This is a genomic window from Clostridium prolinivorans, from assembly GCF_004011155.1.
Classification (GTDB): domain Bacteria; phylum Bacillota; class Clostridia; order Clostridiales; family Clostridiaceae; genus Clostridium_AT; species Clostridium_AT prolinivorans.
The window spans coordinates 127,577-150,603 of record NZ_RJWG01000004.1 but is presented as its reverse complement, the minus strand read 5'-3'; the positions used below and the strand labels follow the sequence as shown (position 1 = coordinate 150,603).

Sequence of the window (23,027 nt, the reverse complement as noted above, 5' to 3'; positions counted from 1 at the left end):
GACTATAGGAACTTATAATTTTAAAATTATACTATATTAAAGATTGAGGTGAGAGCATTGGGAATCGATGATAAAATTTTCGAGAAAGAGAAAATAATAAAATTGCTGTTTAAATTTGCTATACCAGCTATCATTTCTCTATTGGTATCTGAATTATATAACATGGTAGATACTGTATTTGTTGGCCGATATGTCGGACCTAATGCTATTGCAGCTCTAACTGTTGTATTTCCTATTCAAAGATTTTTAACATCTATAGGAATGCTTATAGCCGTAGGAACATCAACTTATGTATCAAGAAGTTTAGGTAAAAAAGATTTAATTGAGATAAGAAAAATTATAGTTAGTGCTTTTATAATCACACTGACATTCATAATAGCTACTTCTTCATTTATATTCATAATAAAAAAACCACTTCTTTATAAACTAGGAGCTAGCAGCTTAAGTTTTTATCTAGCCAATGAATATATAAAAGTCATTCTGTTTGGCAGTATTTTTCAATGTTTATCTTTGGTGTTATGTAATATTATGACTTCTTTAGGAAATGCAAACATGACAATTTATGCAACATCAATTGGTGCCATATTAAATATTATTTTAGATTATATTTTGGTAGTAAACATGGGAATAGGAGTAAAAGGTGCTGCAATAGCAACAGTTATTTCTCAAATTATATCCTGTATATTTGTATTTTATAAATTTAGAAAAGTAATTAATAATTTTAAAATTAAATTTTCGATAAAATGCATTAAAGAAGCTTTAGATAAGAATTTAATTCAAGGAATTATTGCCATTGGTTTTTCTACTTTTATAGTTGAAATTTCAGATGCCATTGTAGCTGTAATTTTAAATAATTTACTTTATTCTACTGGTGGAGATAGTGCAATAATAATTGTTGGTATAGTAACTAAAGTTTCTATGTTTATGTTTATTGCTATAATTGGAATTAGTTCTGCAATGCAGCCTATTGCAGCATATAATTTTGGTGCTAAAAAATTTAATAAAGTAAAGAAAACAGTTTCTTTATCAATAGAAATTGTAACTATAACTTCTTTAGTGTTTTTTATAATTATTAATTTATTTGCAACTAAAATTATAGGATTTTTCTTACAAGATAAAGAAATATTATATTCAACTGTGAAAGCTTTAAGAATATGCATTTTCTTACTTCCTTTAACTGGAGTATATTATATTGCAATATATTATTATCAAGCAATAAAAGAAGCCCAAAAAAGTTTCTTATTATCTATTTTTAGGCAGTTGATTGCATTTATACCATTAGCTATTATATTTGTTGAACTGTTAGGTACAATTGGAGTATGGATAGCATATCCTGTTTCTGATGCAATTTCAACCATACTTTCTATATATCTTTTAAGAAAATCACCTAAGAAAGAAGTAAAAATAAATGTAAATACAATTACTAATAAAAGAATTCTCTTAAATAAAATAAGTTAATCAAAATAGGATATTGCAAAAATTATTTTAAAATAATTTTTGCAATATCCTATTTTTCTATAAAAAATAAACAAATATTTTTATTTATAGTATAATTGGAATGTAAAAGTTTTTTAATATAGGAGGTAAAAATATTTATGGAATTAATGGATAAATTTCAAAAATTAAAAGATATACTTAAAGAGGCAGGAAGTGGAGCTATCGCTTACTCTGGTGGTGTAGATAGTACATTTTTATTAAAGGTTGCATATGATGTACTTAAAGATAATATTATAGCTGTTACAGCCAGGTCATCATCATATCCTGAAAGAGAATTTAACGAAGCAAAAGAATATATAAAACAAATTGGTGCAAAACATGTAATTATAACATCTGAAGAATTAGATATAGAAGGATTTTCTAAAAATCCTGTTAATAGATGTTATTTTTGTAAAACTGAGTTGTTTTCCAAAGTTAGAAAAGAAGCTGATAAATATGGGCTTAAACATGTATTTGATGGCTCAAATTTTGATGATATTGGAGATTTTAGACCAGGTATGAAAGCAGCAAAGGAACAAGGAGTAATAAGCCCATTAAAATTAGCAGAACTTACTAAAGATGATATTAGAAAGCTATCAAAGATGCTTAATCTGCCAACTTGGAATAAACCTTCTTTCGCCTGTCTTTCTTCAAGATTTCCATATGGAAAAGAAATAACCATTGATAAATTAAGTATGGTTGAAAAAGCAGAGCAATTTTTAATAGATATGGGATTTAAACAACTAAGAGTAAGACATCATGATGAAATTGCCAGAATTGAAGTTGCTCCAGAAGACAGAGCACGTTTTTTTGATTTAGATATAATGGATAAAATAGGTAATGAACTTAAAAAAATAGGATTTAAATATGTAACTTTAGATTTAATAGGATATAGAACTGGAAGCATGAATGAAGTTTTATCAGAAGAAGAAAAGGTTGTATAATATAATTATGAAATTTTAGATTGTATAGAAAAATTTTTATTTCTCACAAAGTTATTTACAATGAAATTTACATAAATATATTGACTTAAACATTAAAAGGTGTTATATAAAAATTATGGATTAGCACTCAAAATATTAGAGTGCTAATAAAATTTAATTTTATAGACAAATATGTTATATAGTCCTATACAATAGATTAATAACGAAAGGGGAAGTTTATATGGAAACAAAACAGTTTAAAGCAGAGTCTAAAAGACTCTTAGACCTTATGATTAATTCCATTTATACTAATAAGGAGATTTTTTTAAGAGAACTTATTTCAAATGCTAGTGATGCAATAGATAAGATTTATTACAAAACATTAAAAGATGATTCTCTTACATTTAATAAGGAAGATTATTTTATTAAAGTAATACCTGATAAAGAAAACAGAATATTAAAAGTTTCAGATACTGGTATTGGAATGACAAAAGAAGAATTAGATGAAAATCTTGGAGTTATAGCAAAAAGTGGTTCATTAAAATTTAAAACTGAAAATGAAATAAAAGATGGATATGACATAATAGGACAATTCGGTGTTGGATTTTATTCTGCATTTATGGTTGCTGATAAAGTTACTGTTATAAGCAAAGCTTTGGGAAGTGATGAAGCTTATAAATGGGAATCTAAAGGGGTAGAAGGATATACTATTGAAAAGTGTGAAAAGGACTCTGTTGGTACAGATATAATAATGAAAATAAAAGAAAATACTGAAGATGAAAATTATGATGAATTTTTAGATGAATATAGATTAAAATCTATTATAAAGAAATATTCTGATTTTATAAGATACCCAATTAAAATGGATATAACAAAAAGCAGATTAAAAGAAGGAACTGAAAATGAATATGAAGAATACAAAGAAGAAGAAATTATAAATAGTATGGTTCCAATATGGAGAAAGAATAAAAATGAGCTTACTAAAGAAGATTATGATAATTTTTATTCTGAAAAACATTATGGATTCGATAAACCTTTAAAACATATTCATATAAGTGTTGATGGAGCAGTAAATTATAATGCTATTTTATATATTCCTGAAAAAATGCCATATGATTTTTATACTAAAGAATATGAAAAAGGTTTAGAGCTTTATTCTAATGGTGTTATGATTATGAATAAATGCCCAGATTTATTGCCTGATTACTTTGGATTTGTAAAAGGTATAGTTGATTCAGAAGATTTATCTCTTAATATATCTAGAGAAATACTTCAACATGACAGGCAATTAAAACTTATTGCTAAAAACATAAAGAATAAAATTAAAAATGAATTAGAAAATATGCTTAAAAATGAAAGAGATAAATATGAAAAATTTTATAAGTCCTTTGGAAGACAATTAAAATATGGTATTTATAGTGAATTTGGAAGTAATAGAGATGTATTACAAGATTTATTAATGTTTTACTCATCAAAAGAAAAGAAGTTGGTTACTTTAAATGAGTATGTATCAAGAATGCCCAAAGAACAAAAATATATATATTATGCAGTAGGAGAATCAATTGAAAGAATTGAAAAGCTTCCGCAAGCAGAGCTTGTACAAGATAAAGGATACGAAATTTTATACTTTACAGATGATATAGATGAATTTGCAGTTAAAATGTTAATGCAATACAAAGATAAAGAATTTAAATCTGTTTCAAGCGGCGATTTAGGAATAGAGTCAGAACAGGATAAAGATTCTAATAAAGATCAAAATGAAGAAAATAAGGATTTATTTAATAAAATGAAAGAAATTTTAGGTGATAAAGTTAAAGATGTAAGAGCTTCAAAAAGATTAAAGAATCATCCTGTATGTTTGTCAAATGAAGGTGAAATATCAATTGAAATGGAAAAAATATTAAATTCTATGCCAAATGACCAAAAAATAAAAGCAGATAAAATTTTAGAGATAAATGTAAATCATGATGTGTTTAAATCCTTGAAAGAAGCTTTTCAAAATGATAAAGATAAACTTGAACTTTATACAAATTTATTATATAATCAAGCTCTTCTTATTGAAGGATTACCAATAAATGATCCTTTGGAGTTTACAAATAATATTTGTAAAATAATGAAATAATAAAAAACAAAGAATAAATAATAAATAAAGGCCGCTTTCAATATATTTTTTTGAAAGCGGCTTCTATTTGTAGTAATATAAGGTAAAATATAATATATAAATAAAATAATTTTATAAATAAAATTGTTTTGGGGAATTTTAGTAAAGATGTTCAAATTTTATAGAAGCAGGAGTGGTGTATTTATATGAATATACTTGTAACATTAAATTCTAATTATATTAAGCCTTTAAAAGTTATGCTTAAATCACTTTTTTTAAGCAATCCAAAAGAAAAATTTACCATTTACTTAATGCATTCAAGCATTAAAGATGAAGAATTAGAAGATTTAAATAATTTTATAAAAATGAATGGAAGCCAGTTAGAAATATTATATATAGATAATAGCTATTTTGAAGATGCACCAATTATTTTACATTATACAAAAGAAATGTATTATAGGCTCTTAGCATTTAAATTTTTGCCAAAAGAAATTGATCGTGTATTATATTTAGATCCAGATATTTTAATTATAAATCCAATTAGAGAATTATATGATATGGATATTAATGAATATCTTTATGCCGCAGCATATCATGATAAAATTACAGTTAAAGGAATTAATAAGTTAAGATTATATCCTTATGAAATTAATGCTTATTATAATTCTGGAGTTCTTTTAATGAACTTAGAATTTCAAAGAAAATTTATTAATGAAAACGAAATATACAAATTTGTAGAAAAAAATAAAGCAAAGCTTATTATGCCTGATCAAGATATATTAAATGCTTTGTATTCTAAAAAAATAAAAAGTTTAGATGAAAAATTATATAATTATGATGTTAGATATTATCGTTATTATAAAATTATGACTAATGGTATGTGTGACATGGATTATGTTATAAAAAATACAGTAATTCTTCATTTTTGTGGTAAGAAAAAACCGTGGCATGAAGATTATAGTGGAAGATTTCATGCTTTATATAAGCATTATGAAAAATTAGCAATGAACTTTTAATATAAAATAAAAAAATAAATTGATTAAATATAAATTAATATGTTAATGTATTTATTATATAATTACTCAATAAAAAATATTTTTATTAAAAATTATACACTATATATGGGTAAAATAGTAAATTTTAAATACTATAAATTGTATAGTGTAAGTTAATTTACAGCTTATTGCGGTTTAATCATTATATTATTTTATCTAAAAATATAATTTTATATGAGGATGTGAGTTTATGCATATGGCAGATGCTTTGCTTTCACCAGCTGTTGGCGGTACTATGACAGCTATTACATTTGGAGGAATTGCATATTCTATAAAAAAATTACATAATGAATTAGATGATAAAAAAATACCTTTAATGGGAGTTATGGGAGCTTTTGTTTTTGCTGCTCAAATGATTAATTTTTCTATTCCAGGAACTGGTTCGAGTGGTCACATTGGAGGTGGATTGCTTCTTGCAATTTTACTGGGACCATATGCTGGTTTTTTAACTATGGCTTCTCTGATTTTAATTCAAGCTTTATTTTTTGCTGATGGAGGACTTCTTGCCTTTGGAGCTAATGTATTTAATCTTGGATTTTATACATGTTTTTTAGCGTATCCTTTAATATATAAAACTATAATGAAAAAAGGATATTCTTCAAAACGAATATTTATATCTTGTATAATTTCTTCTATAGTTGCTTTGCAGCTTGGAGCCTTTAGTGTAGTTTTAGAAACATTTTTTTCTAGAATAACAGAACTTGATTTTTATACATTTATTCTTTTAATGCAGCCAATACATTTTGTTATTGGAATTATAGAGGGAATTATAACAGGAGCTGCAGTAGTTTTTGTTTGGAAGGCTCGTCCTGAACTTATAGAAAATAAAAATTCAAATAATGCATCAAATAAATTTTCTATGAAAAAACTTATTATTATAATATCAGTTAGTTTTGTAGTAATAGGAGGAATTTTTTCTCAGTTTGCTTCAAGTAAACCAGATGGACTTGAATGGTCTATTATAAAAGTTATAAAAAATGCAGAAATTGAGACAAAAAGCAATTTTACTAAAAATCTTTTAAAAATACAAAATAAAATTTCTTTTTTACCTGATTATAATTTTAAGAATTCTGAAAAAGTTCAGGAAAATAATAAAAAAGATATAAGCACATGGTTATCCGCAAATAGTGGGACAAGTATATCTGGCATTATAGGTGGATTTATTACTTTGGGATTTATAATTATAGTTGGATTAAGCATAACAATGATAAAAAAATTAAAAGGATGATTATTTATGGAAAATATAATTAATACTATTTATAATATTAGATATTTAGATGAACTATCTTCACAAAAAACTATAATTCATAAAGTACATCCTTTACCTAAGGTACTTGTTACTATAATTTATTTAATAACTGTGTTATCTTTTGATAAATATAATATATCAGGACTTTTGCCTTATATTTTATATCCTGTGGTCATTTCTATTTTATCAGATATGCCAATTTTAAAAATTTTAAAAAGAACTTTTATTATGCTTCCATTTATTATAGGTATAGGTATATTTAACCCATTATTTGACAAAAGACCATTTATCTCAATATTAGGTATATCTATATCATTTGGATGGATATCTTTTATTACTTTAATTATAAAATGTAGTTTAACTGTTACAGCAGGATTGCTTTTAATATCCACAACTAGAATTGAAAATATAGCAAAAGCTTTAAGAAAATTAAAAGTACCTAAATTGTTTGTAACTCAATTTTTGCTAATTTATAGATATATTTTTGTATTATTAGAAGAAGTAGGAAAAGTTATAAAGGCTTATAATTTAAGAGCATCTTTTAAAAAGGGGATTTCTATAAAAAATTCAGGTTCTATTTTAGGACAAATTATGCTTAAAAGCTTTGATAGAGCAGGTAGAATATATAATGCTATGATTTTTAGAGGTTTTGATGGGGATTATATATTTGAAAAAGATGATAAAATTAACATATCATCTATGTTATATTTATTTATATGGGGTACATTTTTTATAGTTATAAGATTTATAAATGTATCAGAATTAATTGGAAGGTGGTTAATTAAATGACTCACCATTTTATAGAAGTTAAAAATGTACATTATTCATATCCAGATGGAAATAAAGCTTTAAATGGTATAGATTTTAAAATAAATTATGGAGAAACTGTTGGAATTGTAGGGGCTAATGGTGCTGGGAAATCAACTTTATTAAACATAATTTTAGGCGTTTTTTTCCCAAGCAAAGGAGAAATAAATATTGGAGATATTCCATTAACAAAGAAAAATCTTCCGTTAATTCGTCAAAAGGTAGGATTAGTATTTCAAAATGCAGATGACCAGCTTTTTATGCCCACAGTTTATGATGATGTGGCTTTTGGGCTAAGAAATTTTAAATTAGAAGAAAGAGAAGTAGAAAGAAGAGTTATAAAAGCTCTCCAGACTGTTGGAATACTTCATCTTAAAGATAAGGCACCATATAGATTATCTGAAGGAGAAAAAAGAGCAGCAGCAATAGCTTCTGTACTTTCTATGGAACCAGATATTCTTATAATGGACGAGCCAACAACATCCTTAGATCCTAAATCTAGAAGAAGGCTTATAAATCTTTTAAAGGAATTTAATCATACAAAAATTATTGCATCGCATGATATGGATATGATATGGGAACTTTGCGAAAGAACTATAATAATAAAGGAAGGATTTATTATAGCAGATGGATTGACAAAAGAAATTTTATCTAATGAAAATCTTATGGAAGAAAGCTCTCTTGAAATACCTTTACGATTACAAAAATTGTAAAAAACTCTATAATTTATTTAATCTTTTGTCAATGGAAATATGATATTGATAAAATTTATAAAAAATGTTAATATTAATAATATAAAGCATAAAATTAAATATAAATATTAATTTTAATATAAATAAAATTAATACAAATGTTGGTTAATCACATTTAAAATGCATTTTTATAAAAGCATATATTTTAATGATTAATAACACAATTAAAGCTCAGGCATAAGGCTTGAGCTTTTGCATGTTTTTTATTTATTGAAAAATATTTAAATGAAAGGATATACTAAAAATATACTAGATATAGAAATAAGAGGTGCTTTTATTGGAAACTTTTACTGAAAAAATTATAAAAAAAGAAACTGGAAATTTAACTTTTGAAAAAGGGGAAAAGCTTTACCTAAATGGTGGAATTAAAGCTTTTTTTAGTGAAAAAGAAGAAAATCCCAATCTTTTGGAAATACATGCTAAAGTTAAAGAAGATATGGTAAGTGAAAATACAAATAATGCGTATATACTTTTAAATTGCAAAAGAGGTATTATAGAAGAATTTAACTGTGATTGTAATGAATTTCAAAGCAGTAAAAAAAATAAAGCTTGCAAACATATAGTAGCTGCTTATTTAAGGCAAATAAGAGGTAAAGAAAAGATTAAAGGCGAAGATGAAACTAAATTAACACGGGAGTATGTAAATAAAGTAAAAGAAAATAATAAAAAAGAAGAATCTATTACTAAAAAGATCATTGAAAAAAAGGTGCTTTTAAAATTAGATTTTATTATTGGATTTTATATTCGTGAAAATTTAAGAGAAATAACTTTAGAGTTTATGGTTGGAGAAGACAAGACTTATACTGTAAGCGATGCAAGAGATTTTCTTAACGCTTTTAAATTTAAAAATTATAATGTAAGCTGTGAAGGAGGTTTTGCTTTTAAGCCTAAAGAACATTATTTTAATGAAAGAGATACTGTATTTTTAAATATAATATCTTCTGCACCTGTTATAAAAAGTACTATTGGTTTATACGATAGAAAAAAGGTAATTATAAATATAGAGACTTTAGAACTTATTTTTCAAATGTTATATGGAAGAAGTTTTAATTTAGAAATAAATAATATATTATACAAAAAAGTAAAGATTATAAATGAAGATTTACCATTAAAATTTGAACTTACAAAAATAGGAGAAGGAGATTGGATTTTAAAACAATTAAATGAACTTCCTATAGATATAACAGGACAAGGTAAATATTTCTTTTACAATAAAAATATATATGTTCCAACTATTCAGCAAATAAAAGATTATTTAGAATATTATAAAGAAATGCTTTATGAAAATGATAATACAATTTCTATAAAGCAAAGTAATAGAAAAGTAAAAAATGAATTAATTCCGCTTTTAAAAAATATAAGTGAAAGTGTTGAAGTTTTTGATAAATCTAAAGAAACAGCAAATGCTTTAAATAAGCTTTTTGAAAATATAAATTTTAAAACTTATATGGAATTAGATAAAACTTTAAGCGGTATATCTTTATCATTAAAATTTATATATGATGATATTGAATTAGATATGTTTAGTGATAGCAAATTCAAAGCTGCAGCAAAGATAAATAATAGACAGCTTCAGAAAGAAATGATGATAATAGATATTATAAAAAGCTTAGGTTTTGAAATAACTAGAAAAAGCTTTGTAATAGAAGATGAAGATAAAATTTTAGATTTCTTATCTGAAGGAATAGAAAAACTAAAAAAAATTGGCGAGGTTACTTTAAGTGATTCATTTAAAAATCTAAGAGTATATGATAGTTCAGATTATAAAGTAAGTGCATCTATAAGAGAAGACGGTCTTTTAGAATTTAGTTTTTCTATAAAAGGGGTAAGCAGTAGTGAATTTAAGAAGATATTTGAAGCAGTAAAAAATAATGAAAGATATTATAAACTTTTAAATGGAGGATATATATCACTTAGTGATAAAACTTTAAAGAATCTTATAAATCTTGTTGACTACTTAGAAGGTGAAGGAAATTTAGAAAACGATGGTGTACTTTTAGCTTCTAAGTATAATGCTTTATATGTAGAACAATATTTAAAAGAAAATGAATCTTTATATGTAGAAAAAAATAAAAAATATAAAGAGTTAGTTGAAAACATTGAAAAGGTAAAAGATATAGATTTTACATTACCAGATTACTTAGAGAAAGTTATGAGACCGTATCAAAAAATTGGTTTTAAATGGCTTAAAACTCTTGCATCTTATGGATTTGGAGGAATATTAGCAGATGAAATGGGACTAGGTAAAACTCTTCAAGCTATAGCATTTATTGCATCTGAAGCTTCAAAACATGAAAATCCTGTACTTGTAGTTGTACCTACATCCCTTGTGTATAACTGGGTAATGGAAGTTAAAAAATTTGCACCTAATCTAAAAACATTGGTTGTATATGGGAAAAAGAGTGAAAGATTATCTAAAATCAAAGATATAAATGATTATGACTTAGTTATAACATCTTATGCAGTACTTAGAAACGATATATCTTATTTTGAAGAGATTGAGTTTAGTTATTGTTTTATAGATGAAGCTCAGCAGATAAAGAATTCTTATACAGGAAATGCAAGAGCAGTAAAAAAAATAAAAGCAAAAGGATATTTTGCTCTTACAGGTACTCCTATGGAAAATTCACTTTTAGAACTTTGGTCAGTATTTGATTTTATTATGCCAGGATATCTTTTATCAAAAACAAAATTTAATAAAGTATATGTAGAGCCAATAATAGTACAAAGAGATAAAAATGCTTTAGAAGCATTAAAAAAGCATATAGAGCCTTTTATGCTTAGGAGATTAAAAAGTGAGGTTATGAATGAACTTCCACCTAAAATAGAGCATAAAATTGTAGTGGATATGACAGAAGAGCAAAAAATTGTATATATGGCTTATGTTAATAATGCTAGAAATCAAATAAGAAAAGAATTTGAAACTAAATTTGATGGAAAGAATAAAATAAATATATTATCTTCGTTAACAAGATTAAGACAAGTATGCTGTGATCCATCAGTTGTTCTTCCTGATTTTGAAGGTGAAAGTGGGAAAATGAATGCACTTAGTGAAATTTTAGATGAATCTTTAAATGAAAATCATAGAATTCTTATTTTTTCACAATTTACATCAGTGCTTAAAAAAATTGCTGTCATGCTTAAGCAAAAGGATATAGACTATTTTTATCTTGATGGGGCTACTAAAAGCGAAGATAGGCTAAACATGGCATCAGAATTTAATGAAGGAAACAGAGATGTATTCTTAATTTCACTTAAAGCAGGAGGTTTTGGGCTTAATTTAACTGGTGCTGATATAGTTATTCATTTCGATCCTTGGTGGAATCCAGCAGTAGAAGACCAAGCAACAGATAGAGCGCATAGAATAGGGCAAACAAAAACTGTAGAAGTTATTAAATTAATAGCAAAAGGAACAATAGAAGAAAAGATATTTAATATTCAAGAAAAGAAAAAAGATATAATAGAAAAAGTTGTTCAAAGTACTGACGCAGAGAGCAGTATTATCTCTACTCTTACCAAAGAAGAACTTGAAGATTTATTTAGTTATGATGAAAGTATTTAAAAATATGGACAATAAATTTAAAGTGCCACAAAGAATGGCTTTGCGGCACTTTAAATTTATTCCATAAGTTTTTTTAGCTTTTTTAAAATTTTTTCTTTAAATTTTATACATGTAACATAATTCATATTTTTGATTTTAGAATATTCCTTTAGTTTTCCATGTTTAAAATAGACATAATTTATAAGTTCTATTTCTTCAGGTTCAAGAAGTTTTAGTGCTTTATATAAACTGTATATATCTTCTTTTAAGAGGACTTTTTCTTCTAAGTTTTCATTAGAAACTAAATTTTCAATAAATTCAATACCGTCATCTAATTCTTTATTTAAGCTGGATTCAGCGTTATATCTGCTTTTTTGACGGATTTCATAATAAAAGTTATTTTTTATAGCTGAAGTTGCATAAGATGTAAAATTTTTATTTTTATTTAAGTCAAATTTAAAAACAGCATTTATAAGGCTCATATAACCAATTTGGAGTAAATCTTCAGTATCATATCCACTTATATAAATTTCTTTAGATGTTTTATAAATAAATCCTTTAAATCTATTAAGTATTTCTATAAGTGATTCATTGTCTCCATTTTTTGCTTTTAATACTAATTCTTCTAAATTCATAATATACACTCCTAAAAAGAGCCGGCTTTTTAATTTTGCTAGCAATAATATAATAAAACTTTAGGATATATTATGATAATTTTTACTTTTTAGCAAAACAGAATACGAACATATGTTCTTGAAGATTTTCATATAAATATATATAAGAATTTAATAAAAAATAAAATAAATTTTTTGCTTTTAATAATTTGACTAATTTTATAGAAAATAATATTGTATAAAATAATAAATAATTTTAAATATTTTATTAAAGAGGTATGTAAGTTTTATTTTTTAGTTTATAATCTTAATATATAGTGTTTAATACATTTTATTGTATTGAAATTTTATATTAAATAAAATTTTATATAAAAAGAAAGGAGAATATAATGTTTGACAATAAAAAATTAAAATATGCAGCCTATTATATAATGGGAGCTGCAATTATATTAATGATTTTAAATTTTGTATTAGCAGATGTAAAAAGTCAATCAATTAAATATAATGAATTTTTAAATTTACTTAATGAAAAGAAAATAGAAGAAGTCCAAATTTCAAAAGACAGAATAATAATTATACCTAAGCAGACAGAGGATGGTATTAAAAAAATTTTATATACTGTAAATTTAAATGATCCTAAGTTAATTGAAAAATTAGAAGCTTCAGGAGTTAAATATGGTGGAATTGCTCCTGATAATAATCCAATTAAAAATTTCTTCTTTAACTGGGTATTACCAATAATATTATTTACCTTTGTTGGAAGGCTTATATTTGGAAGATTAGATAAAAAAATGGGGAGCGGAGTTATGTCCTTTGGCAAAAGCAATGCAAAGCTTTATGCAGAAAATGAAACTGGTAAAACTTTTGCAGATGTAGCAGGACAAGATGAAGCTAAAGAATCTTTGGCTGAAATTGTTGATTTTCTTCATAATCCTAAAAAATATACAGATATTGGAGCTAAACTTCCTAAGGGTGCACTTTTAGTAGGACCTCCAGGAACAGGAAAAACTCTTTTGGCAAAAGCTGTAGCAGGAGAGGCTAAGGTTCCTTTCTTTTCTATGTCTGGTTCTGAATTTGTAGAAATGTTTGTTGGTATGGGAGCAGCAAGAGTTAGAGATTTATTTAAGCAGGCTGCAGAAAAAGCTCCATGTATAATATTTATCGATGAAATAGATGCTATAGGAAAAACTAGAGATGCAAATGTAGGTGGTAACGATGAAAGAGAACAAACTTTAAATCAGCTTTTATCAGAGATGGATGGATTTGATTCATCTAAACCTGTAGTAATACTTGCTGCAACTAATAGACCTGAAATTCTTGATAAAGCGCTTTTAAGACCAGGAAGATTTGACAGAAGAGTTATTGTAGATAGACCAGATTTAAAAGGAAGAGAAGCTATATTAAAAGTTCATTTAAAAAATGTAAAATATTCTCCTGATATAAATGTAGAAGCAATAGCAAAAGCAACTCCAGGAGTTGTAGGAGCAGATCTTGCTAATATAGTAAATGAAGCAGCTTTAAGAGCTGTTAAACATTCAAGAAACGAAATAATACAAGAAGATTTAGAAGAAGCTATTGAGGTTATAATAGCTGGTAAAGAGAAAAAAGATAGAATAATGTCAGAGAAAGAAAAGAAAACAGTAGCTTTTCATGAAGTTGGGCATGCGCTTGTGGCAGCTCTTTTAAAAGGAACAGATCCAGTTCATAAAATAACAATTGTTCCAAGAACTATGGGTGCTTTAGGGTATACTCTACAACTTCCAGAAGAAGAAAAGTATCTTTTAACAAAAGAAGAATTATTTAATGAGATAGCTATACTTCTAGGAGGAAGAGCAGCAGAAGAAGTAGAGTTTGGTTCAATTTCAACAGGAGCATCTAATGATATTGAAAAAGCTACTCAGTCAGCAAGAAGTATGGTAACAATGTATGGTATGAGTGAAAGATTTGATATGATGGGACTTGAATCTCCATCTAATAGATATTTAGATGGAAGACCTGTTCAAAATTGTAGTGCAGAAACCGCTGCATTAATAGATGAGGAAACTTTAAAAATAATAAAAGAAGCTCATGATAAAGCTAGAAGTATTCTAGAAAATAATAAAGAACTTATGAGAAAAATTGCTCAAAGACTTTTAGAAAAAGAAACTATAATGGGCGATGAATTTATGGCCCTTGTTAAAGAAGAAACAGAAATAATAAAATAAGGGGAAAGATATTTATGGAAAATATCGATTTAAGTTTAGAAAAAGAATTGAGCATAGAGAAAGAGATGCAGCTTAATTTAGAAAAAGAAAAACTTCAAGAAGTAATTTCTATAATAAATAAAGAAATATTAAATTATATAAATAAGAGGAAAGAAGCTTCTGAATTTATTAAAGATTATAGAAAAAATGCTTTAGATGAATATAGAGATGACGAAGATAAGGTTGCTGAATACTTTGACCATGAAAGATTTATAAAAGAAGAAACTTATAAAGCCATAGATAAAAGGCTTAAAGAATTAACACTGCTTTTAGGAACTCCTTATTTTGGAAGAGTAGATTTTAAAGAAGAAAATTACCAAGATGTAGAGAGTATATATATAGGGAGATTTGGAATGACACCAGAAGGAGAATATGAGCCTGTTATAGTAGATTGGAGGGCACCAATATCTGCACTTTTTTATACTAGTAAACTTGGTAAAAACTCTTATACTGCTCCTGCTGGTAAAATAAATGTAGATATACTTTTAAAAAGACAGTTTATAATTAAAAAAGGAAAGCTTCAGGGAATGTTTGATTCAGCTTTAGATGTTAAAGATGAAATACTTCAATTGATTTTAAGCGGTAATACAACTTCTAAACTTAGAGATATAATAATGACAATTCAGGAAGAGCAAGATAATTTAATAAGACAACCTAAAGAAAAAACTATTGTTGTAAATGGAGTAGCAGGTAGTGGAAAAACTACCATAGCTCTTCATAGAGTTGCTTATCTTTTATATAATTATAGAGATACTCTTCAAGATAAGGTTCTTATATTAGGGCCTAATAGCATTTTTATGGAGTATATAAGTACAGTTTTGCCAAGCCTTGGAGAAGTAGGCGTAAGACAAACAACTTTTACTGATTTTGCTATGAATATTTTAGGATTAAATTCTATAATGGATTTTAAAGAATATATGGAAAAAGTATTAAAAGAAGATAAAGAATTTATAGAAGATATAATTCATAAAAGTTCTATAGATTATATAAAAGAATTGGATAATTTTATTTCAAACATTGATGCAGAATATTTTAAACCAAAAGATATTAAATTTTATGATAAAGTTATATTAAGCTCTTATGAAATAGAAGAATTATTTAAAAAGTATTATAAAGATATGCCTTTATTTAGAAGAAGTAATAAGATAAAGAGAATTATATTTTTAAAGCTTAGAGATGCAAGAGACGAAAAGGTAAGGAAAATACAAAAAGAATATCAGGAGAAAATTTCAAAGCTTTCAAAAACTGAACTTGAAATACATGAAACTTCTCTTAATTTAAATAGAAAAATAGAAATAAGAGAAGTTATAGAAGAAGTTATGAAAGCTAAAAAAGAGCTTTCATGGCTTAATAATCCTGATGTTATAGAGCTTTATATGAAATTTAATAAAAATAAAAATTTAACACAACACGATCTTGCACCTATTCTTTATCTAAAAGTAAAGCTTGAAGGATTAAAGTTAAAAGAAGAAATTAAACATGTGGTAATAGATGAAGCACAAGATTATAGTGCTGTGCAGTTTTTACTTATAAAAGAACTTACAAAATGCAGCTCTATGACTATAGTAGGTGATAAAAGCCAAAGAATTTTACCTATTAAAGGTGAAACACCAATGCTCCAACTTGAAAAAATACTTCCTTCTTTAAATGTAGAACACTTTATTTTAGAAAAAAGTTATAGATCTACAAAAGAAATAATGGAATATGCAAATAAATATATAGAAGATAATAAAATAGTACCACTTGTAAGAAAAGGTGAACCTGTAATAGAAGAAACTGCAAAAAGTGAAGAAGAATTAATAGAAAATATAACTACTTCTTTAAAAAAATTTGAAGAAAAAGGTTATGAAAATATAGCAGTAGTATGCACAAACTTAGAAGAAACTAAAAATATAGGAAAATATTTAAAATCTATAACTTATGCAAAAATTATCGATAATGAGGATATATTGTACACTGGAGGTACTGTAATTATTCCTTCATATTTTGCAAAAGGTCTTGAATTTGATGCTGTAATTTTAATTAAAAATATTAATAATGAAAATAAAAATAAAATAAATTATGTAATGGCTACAAGAGCATTACATGAATTAAAAGTTATTAAAAAAACAATATAAAAAATAAAGCAGACCAAATTATTAAGGTCTGCTTTTAAAATTATAGAGAAAAATAAATATTTTTATAAATTTTTAATAGCAATTAAAACATTTACTATTGCAATAATAGAAAACCTTTGCTATAATAAGTATATAGAAAAGGTTTTCTAAAGGGATAAATATTAATTTATAAATTAAGCTCTTAAGGATAAATAAAAGGAGGCTGAAATAAATGAATAAAGTAAAGGCTGCTTTTGAAGTAGAACGTTTGCTTTTATTTGCATTAAATCACAATATAATAGAGGAACTTGATGTTATTACTTGTAGAAATGCACTTTTAGATTTATTAAAAATTGAAGAACCGTATGAAGGAGAAGTTCAATATGAAAATTTAGAAAGTGCAGTGGAAATACTTAATAATATTTTAGATTATGCAGCAGAAAATAAACTTATTGAAGATAATACTATAACATATAGAGATTTATTTGATACTAAAATTATGGGATTATTAATGCCTCGTGAATCAGAAGTAGTAAAAAATTTCTATAATACTTACAAAGAAGAAGGACCTCAAAAGGCTACTGATGAATTCTATGCTTTATCTAAAGCTTCAAACTATATAAGAATGGATAGAATAGAAAAAAATCTTTATTGGAAAGCACCAACAGAATATGGAGATTTAGAAATTACAATTAATTTGTCTAAGCCAGAAAAAGATCCAAAAGAAATTGCAGCCTCAAAGCTTCGTCCTCAATCAAATTATCCAAAATGTCTTCTTTGTTTAGAAAACATTGGCTATGCTGGGCATTTAAATCACCCTGCTAGACAAAATCATAGAGTAATACCTGTAAATATAACCGGTGAACAATGGTATTTACAGTATTCCCCATATGTTTATTACAATGAACATTGCATTTTGTTTAATGCTAATCATGTTCCTATGAAAATATCTTATAAAACTTTTGAAAGATTATTAAATTTTCTAGAACAATTTCCTCACTATTTTATGGGATCAAATGCTGATTTGCCAATAGTAGGAGGTTCTATATTAAGTCATGATCATTTTCAAGGTGGAAGACATGTTTTCCCAATGGAGATTGCTCCTATTGAAACTTACTTTAAAAGTGATAACTTTAGTAAAGTTAAAGCTGGTATAGTAAAATGGCCTATGTCTGTTATTAGAATATCTTCTAAAGATAAAGAAGAACTTCTTTATGTATCAAACAAAATTTTAGATTCATGGAAAAAATATAGTGATGAAACTTTAGATATTTTAGCTTATTCAAATGTAAATGGAGAAATTATTTCACATAATACTATAACTCCAATAGCTAGAATAAATAAAGAAAACGAATATGAATTTGATTTAGTTCTTAGAAACAATAGAACAAGTAAAGAACACCCTGATGGTATATTTCATCCACATAAAGAGCTTCATCATATAAAAAAGGAAAATATAGGACTTATAGAAGTTATGGGGCTTGCAGTACTTCCAGGAAGATTGAGTGTAGAACTTAAAGAAATAGGAGATATATTAAAAGGTGATACTGTAAGATTTAAGAAAGCTCAAGAAAATACCGATGATGCAATCTACAAACATTTAGACTGGATAAAAGAGCTTTTAAATAAATATGGAACAAATTTAAATAGTGAAAAAGTAAATGATATTTTAAAAGCAGAAGTAGGAAATAAGTTTTTAAAAGTTCTTAAAGATGCAGGAGTATACAAAAGGGATGAAAATGGTCAAAAAGGTTTTATAAAATTTATGGAAAGTATAGGATTTAAAAATAAATAAAGCAAAACAATAATTAATAATATTGAAAAAATGAAAGATTATGTAAGGAGGCAAAACTATGGATATTTCACAGTTAAAAGCTAAATTTAATGAACTTTATGGAGAAGGAGATGTTAGAGTTTTTCACTCTCCAGGAAGGGTTAATTTAATAGGAGAGCATATTGATTATAATGGAGGATACGTGTTTCCTTGTGCACTTGAATTTGGAACTTACGGATTAGTTAGAAAAAGAACAGATAAAAAAGTAAATTTTGCTTCAACTAATTTTGATTTAAAAGTTTCTATAGATTTAGACAATATTGTATATAAAAAAGAGGATGATTGGGCTAATTATCCTAAGGGAGTAATGGAAATTATGAAAGATGAAGGTTTTAAGTTAGGAGGTATGGATATATTAATAAGTGGCAATATACCTAATGGTGCAGGGCTTTCATCATCAGCTTCACTTGAAGTATTGACGGCTGTTATTGTAGATACTCTTTTTAATGATGGAAAAGCTGACAGAGTAGAGTTAGTTAAAATTTCACAAAAGGCTGAAAACAGTTTTGTTGGAGTAAATTGTGGGATAATGGATCAATTTGCTGTAGGTATGGGAAAGAAAAATAAAGCTATACTTTTAGATTGTGCTTCATTAAAATATGATTATGCAAATGTTGAGCTTGATGATTATACTTTAGTTATAATGAATACAAACAAAAGAAGAGCTTTAAATGAATCAAAATATAATGAAAGAAGAGCTGAATGTGATGAAGCTTTAAGCATACTTCAAAATGAAATAAATATAAAATCACTTTGCGATTTAACTATAGAAGAATTTAATAAATTAGAACATTTATTAGTTAAAGAAAACATAAGAAATAGAGCTAAACATGCAGTTTATGAAAATGAAAGAACTAAAAAAGCTTATAAAGCTTTAAATGAAGGCAATATAGAAGAATTTGGGAAACTTTTAACTGATTCACATAATTCTTTAAAAAATTTATATGAGGTTACAGGAAGAGAATTAGATACAATAGTTTATGAAGCTTTAAAAGTTAAAGGCTGTATAGGTGCAAGGATGACAGGAGCAGGGTTTGGTGGTTGTGCTATAGCTCTTGTAAAAAAAGATTCAGTAGAAAATTTTATAAATCAAGTTAAAATAAATTATACTTCTATTATAGGCTATGAGCCAAGTTTTTATTTAAGTGGAATTGGTCAAGGCACAGAAGAAGTGATATAATAAATTTTATATTGTTTAATTTTGAAGTTTTTACATTTTTAAAAATATTTCAGAAATGTAAATAATAAAGGTTTAAAGGGAGGAAAATTTATGGCAATATTAGTTTGTGGTGGTGCTGGTTATATTGGAAGTCATATGGTAGCTGCACTTTTAGAAAAAGGAAAAGAAGTTGTAATTTTAGATAATTTTCAAAAAGGACATAAAGATGCAGTACTTGGAGGAAAAATTTACGAGGGAGATTTAAGAGATAGAAAAATTTTAGATAAAGTATTTACTGAAAATAAAATTGATGCTGTAATAGACTTTGCAGCAGATTCTTTAGTTGGTGAAAGTGTAGTTGAGCCTTTAAAATATTTTGAAAATAATGTTTCAGGGACACTAAGTCTTCTTCGTGCAATGAAAGATTACGATGTTAAATATATTGTATTTTCTTCAACAGCTGCAACTTACGGAGAACCAGAGAATATTCCAATACTTGAAAATGATAAAACTTTTCCGACTAATCCATATGGAGAATCAAAGCTTACTGTAGAAAAGATACTAAAATGGTGCGATAATGCTTATGGTATAAAATATACTGCACTTAGATATTTTAATGCAGCTGGAGCTCATGAAAGCGGTAAAATTGGTGAAGATCATAAACCTGAAACTCATTTAATACCATTAATTCTTGAAACAGCACTTGGGAAAAGAGAGAAAATAATGATATTTGGTGATGATTATAAAACTGAAGATGGTACATGCATAAGAGATTATATACATGTTATGGATTTAGCTTCAGCTCATCTTTTAGCATTAGATAGATTAATAAAAGGTGGAGAAAGCAGAATTTATAATCTAGGAAATGGTAAAGGATTTTCTGTTAAAGATGTTATAGAAACTGCAAGAAGGGTTACAGGAAGAGAAATAAAAGCTGAAGTTGCACCAAGACGTGCAGGAGATCCAGCAATACTTATAGCTTCTTCACAAAAGGCTATAGATGAATTAGGATGGGAACCAAAATTTAATTCCTTAGAAACTATAATAGAAACAGCTTGGAAATGGCATGTAAATCATCCTAATGGATATGAAAAATAAAACTAATAAATAATATATATAAAAAATAATAAATATTTAATAGATAAAGGAGCTTATGCTAATTAAATAAATAGTTAGCTAAAAAGCTTCTTTATTTTTTATTAGAATACAATAAAGATATAAGCTGTATATAAAAAATAACGTAATTAGAGAAAAATTAAAAGAACATTTTTAATTTTATATCATCAAAATACTTCCTTACATAGTAAAATAAGTATAGAATATAATTGTCAGAAAATTAATTTTTTATATGATATTTAGAACAGATGACATTAAAAACCTTAAAAATTAATCTATCAATCGAATAAAATAATAATCCTAAGAACTTTTTATGGGGATTATGGCGGGGGGGGGGATATTTTAATTACAATACAGAATATTAAATTTAATTTTTAGCCTTTTAGTTTATAAACTATAATTAGATTAAAAAGAATAATTATATAATTAAAACACAATAGACTGTAAATAAATTTCCATTACACAATGACTAGTATGTTTATTATTGATTTATTTCAAAATATAGTGGTCAATTCTAAGAAAAAATAGTTTTTGTGAGATAATCATTATATAAAACTTATAATATTGTAGTTAAAATAGTTATAAAAAGTATTATAAGCAATACTAATAGAAAAGGTTTAAATAATTATGGAGGTGTTTAGATATGAATTATTTAGTATTTGATGTGGGTGGTAGTGCAATAAAATATGCCTTAATGAACCAAAAGGCAGAGTTTCTTGAAAAAGGACAAGTACCTACCCCGCAAGACACAATAGAGAATTTTGTAAATGCTATTGGAGGTATATTTGATAAATACAAAGATAGAATTGAAGGCATAGGTATTAGTATGCCAGGAAGAATAGACAGTGATCGAGGTTATGCTTATTCTGGAGGTCATCTAAAGTATAATTATGATAAAGATATATGTTCTATATTACAAAAGCGCTGTCCTGTACCAATTACTATTGAAAACGATGGTAAATGTGCTGCTTTAGCAGAAGCTTGGATTGGAAGCCTATCAGATTGCAATGACGCTATAGTAGTTATAATAGGGACTGGTATTGGTGGAGGAATTATAAAAGATAAAAAACTTCACAAAGGTCCTCATTTTACTGCTGGAGAATTTAGCTATATAATTACTAATGACATAGATACTGAAGGAGAAGTTTCCAAATCACTATGGGGTTATGAAGGAGGATATTTAGCTTTAATTAAACCTGTATCAGAGAGAAAAAATATTCCAATAGAAAAGTTAGATGGTCGTAAAGTATTTGAAATGGCAAATAATGGGGATAAAGATGTGCTTCAAATACTAGATAGTTATTGCTACAAATTAGTAAGACAGCTTTTTAATTTGCAGTACATTTATGATCCTGAAAAAATAGCTATAGGCGGAGGAATAAGTTCACAAGATATATTAATGGAGTACATACAAAAAAATATAGAAAAACTTGCAAACTCATTACCACATAATATAGTTATACCTGAAGTTGTACGTTGCAAATTTAGGAATGATTCCAATTTAATTGGAGCTTTGTATCATTATCTGAATAAACATTAAAAATATCTTTATAATTTATGTAAATTAATATTAATACTTTAAAGTTCCCATTACAGTTAATTATTTGTAATGGGATTATTTTTTATATAAATTTATAGCTTAAAACTGTAACCTATTTTGTTTATTTTAAATTATCTTAATAAAAATTTTTATTATATATATTAATATTTTAAGTATATTTAAGTATATTGAAAAGTATATATAAATATATAAATTGATTATCTAATAAAAGTATTTTTAATATATACATAATAGAAAATTAGAAACATTTTAAACTATAAATTGTATAGTGGGAATTAATTATAGATTATTGAGGGCTAATCATAAATATAATATTTATAAATATGTTAATGTTACAATATTATATTTATAACATTAAAAATTTAATGATTTTTATTCAAGCTAAGTAAACGATATCAAAAGTTGAACTATATAAATAAGGATAAAAAATAATAATTGAAGATATATTTTATCTTTAAATTATGAAAAATTTTAAGAATTAGAGAGGGTGGTATAAGTAC

The 23,027-nt window shown here is 25.8% G+C and carries 15 protein-coding genes; 14 read left to right on the top strand and 1 reads right to left on the bottom strand.

Features of this window, described 5'->3' with window-relative positions; all coding sequences use genetic code 11:
• Nucleotides 1–57: 57 nt before the first annotated feature.
• From EGD97_RS05855 to EGD97_RS05820, 8 genes are all read left to right on the top strand, one after another.
• Nucleotides 58–1,458, top strand: coding sequence for an MATE family efflux transporter (locus EGD97_RS05855; protein WP_127836764.1), 1,401 nt, complete (start codon nucleotides 58–60; stop codon nucleotides 1,456–1,458).
• Nucleotides 1,459–1,595: 137 nt separating this feature from the next.
• Nucleotides 1,596–2,420, top strand: coding sequence for an ATP-dependent sacrificial sulfur transferase LarE (gene larE, locus EGD97_RS05850; protein ID WP_078681270.1), 825 nt, complete (start codon nucleotides 1,596–1,598; stop codon nucleotides 2,418–2,420).
• A gap of 220 nt (nucleotides 2,421–2,640) precedes the next feature.
• Nucleotides 2,641–4,521 carry a molecular chaperone HtpG gene (gene htpG / locus EGD97_RS05845; protein WP_078681269.1) on the top strand — a complete coding sequence of 627 codons (1,881 nt, stop codon included), beginning with the start codon at nucleotides 2,641–2,643 and terminating at the stop codon, nucleotides 4,519–4,521.
• A 185-nt stretch (nucleotides 4,522–4,706) separates the two neighbouring features.
• Nucleotides 4,707–5,516 carry a glycosyltransferase family 8 protein gene (locus EGD97_RS05840; RefSeq protein WP_127836763.1) on the top strand — a complete coding sequence of 270 codons (810 nt, stop codon included), beginning with the start codon at nucleotides 4,707–4,709 and terminating at the stop codon, nucleotides 5,514–5,516.
• 229 nt (nucleotides 5,517–5,745) lie between these two features.
• Entirely contained in the window at nucleotides 5,746–6,783 is a 1,038-nt protein-coding gene (locus tag EGD97_RS05835; protein ID WP_127836762.1) for an energy-coupling factor ABC transporter permease, read from the top strand.
• 6 nt (nucleotides 6,784–6,789) lie between these two features.
• A complete protein-coding gene (cbiQ, locus tag EGD97_RS05830) occupies nucleotides 6,790–7,593 on the top strand; it encodes a cobalt ECF transporter T component CbiQ (RefSeq protein ID WP_127836761.1) in 804 nt (267 codons plus the stop codon).
• Nucleotides 7,590–8,324: an energy-coupling factor ABC transporter ATP-binding protein gene (locus EGD97_RS05825; RefSeq protein WP_127836760.1), complete on the top strand. Its 735-nt coding sequence runs from the start codon at nucleotides 7,590–7,592 to the stop codon at nucleotides 8,322–8,324. The genes cbiQ and EGD97_RS05825 overlap by 4 nt, the downstream gene beginning before the upstream one ends.
• 316 nt (nucleotides 8,325–8,640) lie before the next feature.
• On the top strand, nucleotides 8,641–11,925 hold the full coding sequence (locus EGD97_RS05820; protein ID WP_127836759.1) for a DEAD/DEAH box helicase: 3,285 nt from the start codon (nucleotides 8,641–8,643) through the stop codon (nucleotides 11,923–11,925).
• A 56-nt stretch (nucleotides 11,926–11,981) separates the two neighbouring features.
• On the opposite strand, the gene EGD97_RS05815 is transcribed toward EGD97_RS05820, so the two are convergent.
• Nucleotides 11,982–12,539, bottom strand: coding sequence for a sigma-70 family RNA polymerase sigma factor (locus EGD97_RS05815; protein WP_127836758.1), 558 nt, complete (start codon nucleotides 12,537–12,539; stop codon nucleotides 11,982–11,984).
• Nucleotides 12,540–12,907: 368 nt separating this feature from the next.
• Here EGD97_RS05815 and ftsH point away from each other — a divergent pair, with 368 nt between their 5' ends.
• The 6 genes from ftsH to EGD97_RS05785 all read left to right on the top strand — a co-directional run bounded on the left by ftsH (nucleotide 12,908) and on the right by EGD97_RS05785 (nucleotide 22,506).
• Nucleotides 12,908–14,722, top strand: coding sequence for an ATP-dependent zinc metalloprotease FtsH (gene ftsH / locus EGD97_RS05810; protein WP_127836757.1), 1,815 nt, complete (start codon nucleotides 12,908–12,910; stop codon nucleotides 14,720–14,722).
• A gap of 14 nt (nucleotides 14,723–14,736) precedes the next feature.
• The gene (locus tag EGD97_RS05805) at nucleotides 14,737–16,878 is read left to right on the top strand and encodes a HelD family protein (protein WP_127836756.1); all 2,142 of its coding nucleotides are present in this window, start codon (nucleotides 14,737–14,739) and stop codon (nucleotides 16,876–16,878) included.
• Between the two features lie 211 nt (nucleotides 16,879–17,089).
• The gene (gene galT, locus EGD97_RS05800) at nucleotides 17,090–18,652 is read left to right on the top strand and encodes a UDP-glucose--hexose-1-phosphate uridylyltransferase (RefSeq protein ID WP_127836755.1); all 1,563 of its coding nucleotides are present in this window, start codon (nucleotides 17,090–17,092) and stop codon (nucleotides 18,650–18,652) included.
• A 58-nt stretch (nucleotides 18,653–18,710) separates the two neighbouring features.
• The gene (locus EGD97_RS05795) at nucleotides 18,711–19,871 is read left to right on the top strand and encodes a galactokinase (RefSeq protein WP_127836754.1); all 1,161 of its coding nucleotides are present in this window, start codon (nucleotides 18,711–18,713) and stop codon (nucleotides 19,869–19,871) included.
• Nucleotides 19,872–19,961: 90 nt separating this feature from the next.
• Nucleotides 19,962–20,948: a UDP-glucose 4-epimerase GalE gene (gene galE, locus EGD97_RS05790; RefSeq protein ID WP_078681258.1), complete on the top strand. Its 987-nt coding sequence runs from the start codon at nucleotides 19,962–19,964 to the stop codon at nucleotides 20,946–20,948.
• A gap of 661 nt (nucleotides 20,949–21,609) precedes the next feature.
• Entirely contained in the window at nucleotides 21,610–22,506 is an 897-nt protein-coding gene (locus EGD97_RS05785; protein WP_127836753.1) for an ROK family protein, read from the top strand.
• Nucleotides 22,507–23,027: the final 521 nt, after the last annotated feature.

Excerpts from the sequence above, each read along its gene's own strand:
- larE (WP_078681270.1), top strand. The coding sequence starts at position 1,596 with ATGGAATTAATGGATAAATTTCAAAAATTAAAAGATATACTTAAAGAG.
- htpG (WP_078681269.1), top strand. The coding sequence starts at position 2,641 with ATGGAAACAAAACAGTTTAAAGCAGAGTCTAAAAGACTCTTAGACCTT.
- EGD97_RS05840 (WP_127836763.1), top strand. The coding sequence starts at position 4,707 with ATGAATATACTTGTAACATTAAATTCTAATTATATTAAGCCTTTAAAA.
- EGD97_RS05835 (WP_127836762.1), top strand. The coding sequence starts at position 5,746 with ATGCATATGGCAGATGCTTTGCTTTCACCAGCTGTTGGCGGTACTATG.
- cbiQ (WP_127836761.1), top strand. The coding sequence starts at position 6,790 with ATGGAAAATATAATTAATACTATTTATAATATTAGATATTTAGATGAA.
- EGD97_RS05825 (WP_127836760.1), top strand. The coding sequence starts at position 7,590 with ATGACTCACCATTTTATAGAAGTTAAAAATGTACATTATTCATATCCA.
- EGD97_RS05815 (WP_127836758.1), bottom strand. The coding sequence starts at position 12,539 with ATGAATTTAGAAGAATTAGTATTAAAAGCAAAAAATGGAGACAATGAA.
- ftsH (WP_127836757.1), top strand. The coding sequence starts at position 12,908 with ATGTTTGACAATAAAAAATTAAAATATGCAGCCTATTATATAATGGGA.
- EGD97_RS05805 (WP_127836756.1), top strand. The coding sequence starts at position 14,737 with ATGGAAAATATCGATTTAAGTTTAGAAAAAGAATTGAGCATAGAGAAA.
- galT (WP_127836755.1), top strand. The coding sequence starts at position 17,090 with ATGAATAAAGTAAAGGCTGCTTTTGAAGTAGAACGTTTGCTTTTATTT.
- EGD97_RS05795 (WP_127836754.1), top strand. The coding sequence starts at position 18,711 with ATGGATATTTCACAGTTAAAAGCTAAATTTAATGAACTTTATGGAGAA.
- galE (WP_078681258.1), top strand. The coding sequence starts at position 19,962 with ATGGCAATATTAGTTTGTGGTGGTGCTGGTTATATTGGAAGTCATATG.
- EGD97_RS05785 (WP_127836753.1), top strand. The coding sequence starts at position 21,610 with ATGAATTATTTAGTATTTGATGTGGGTGGTAGTGCAATAAAATATGCC.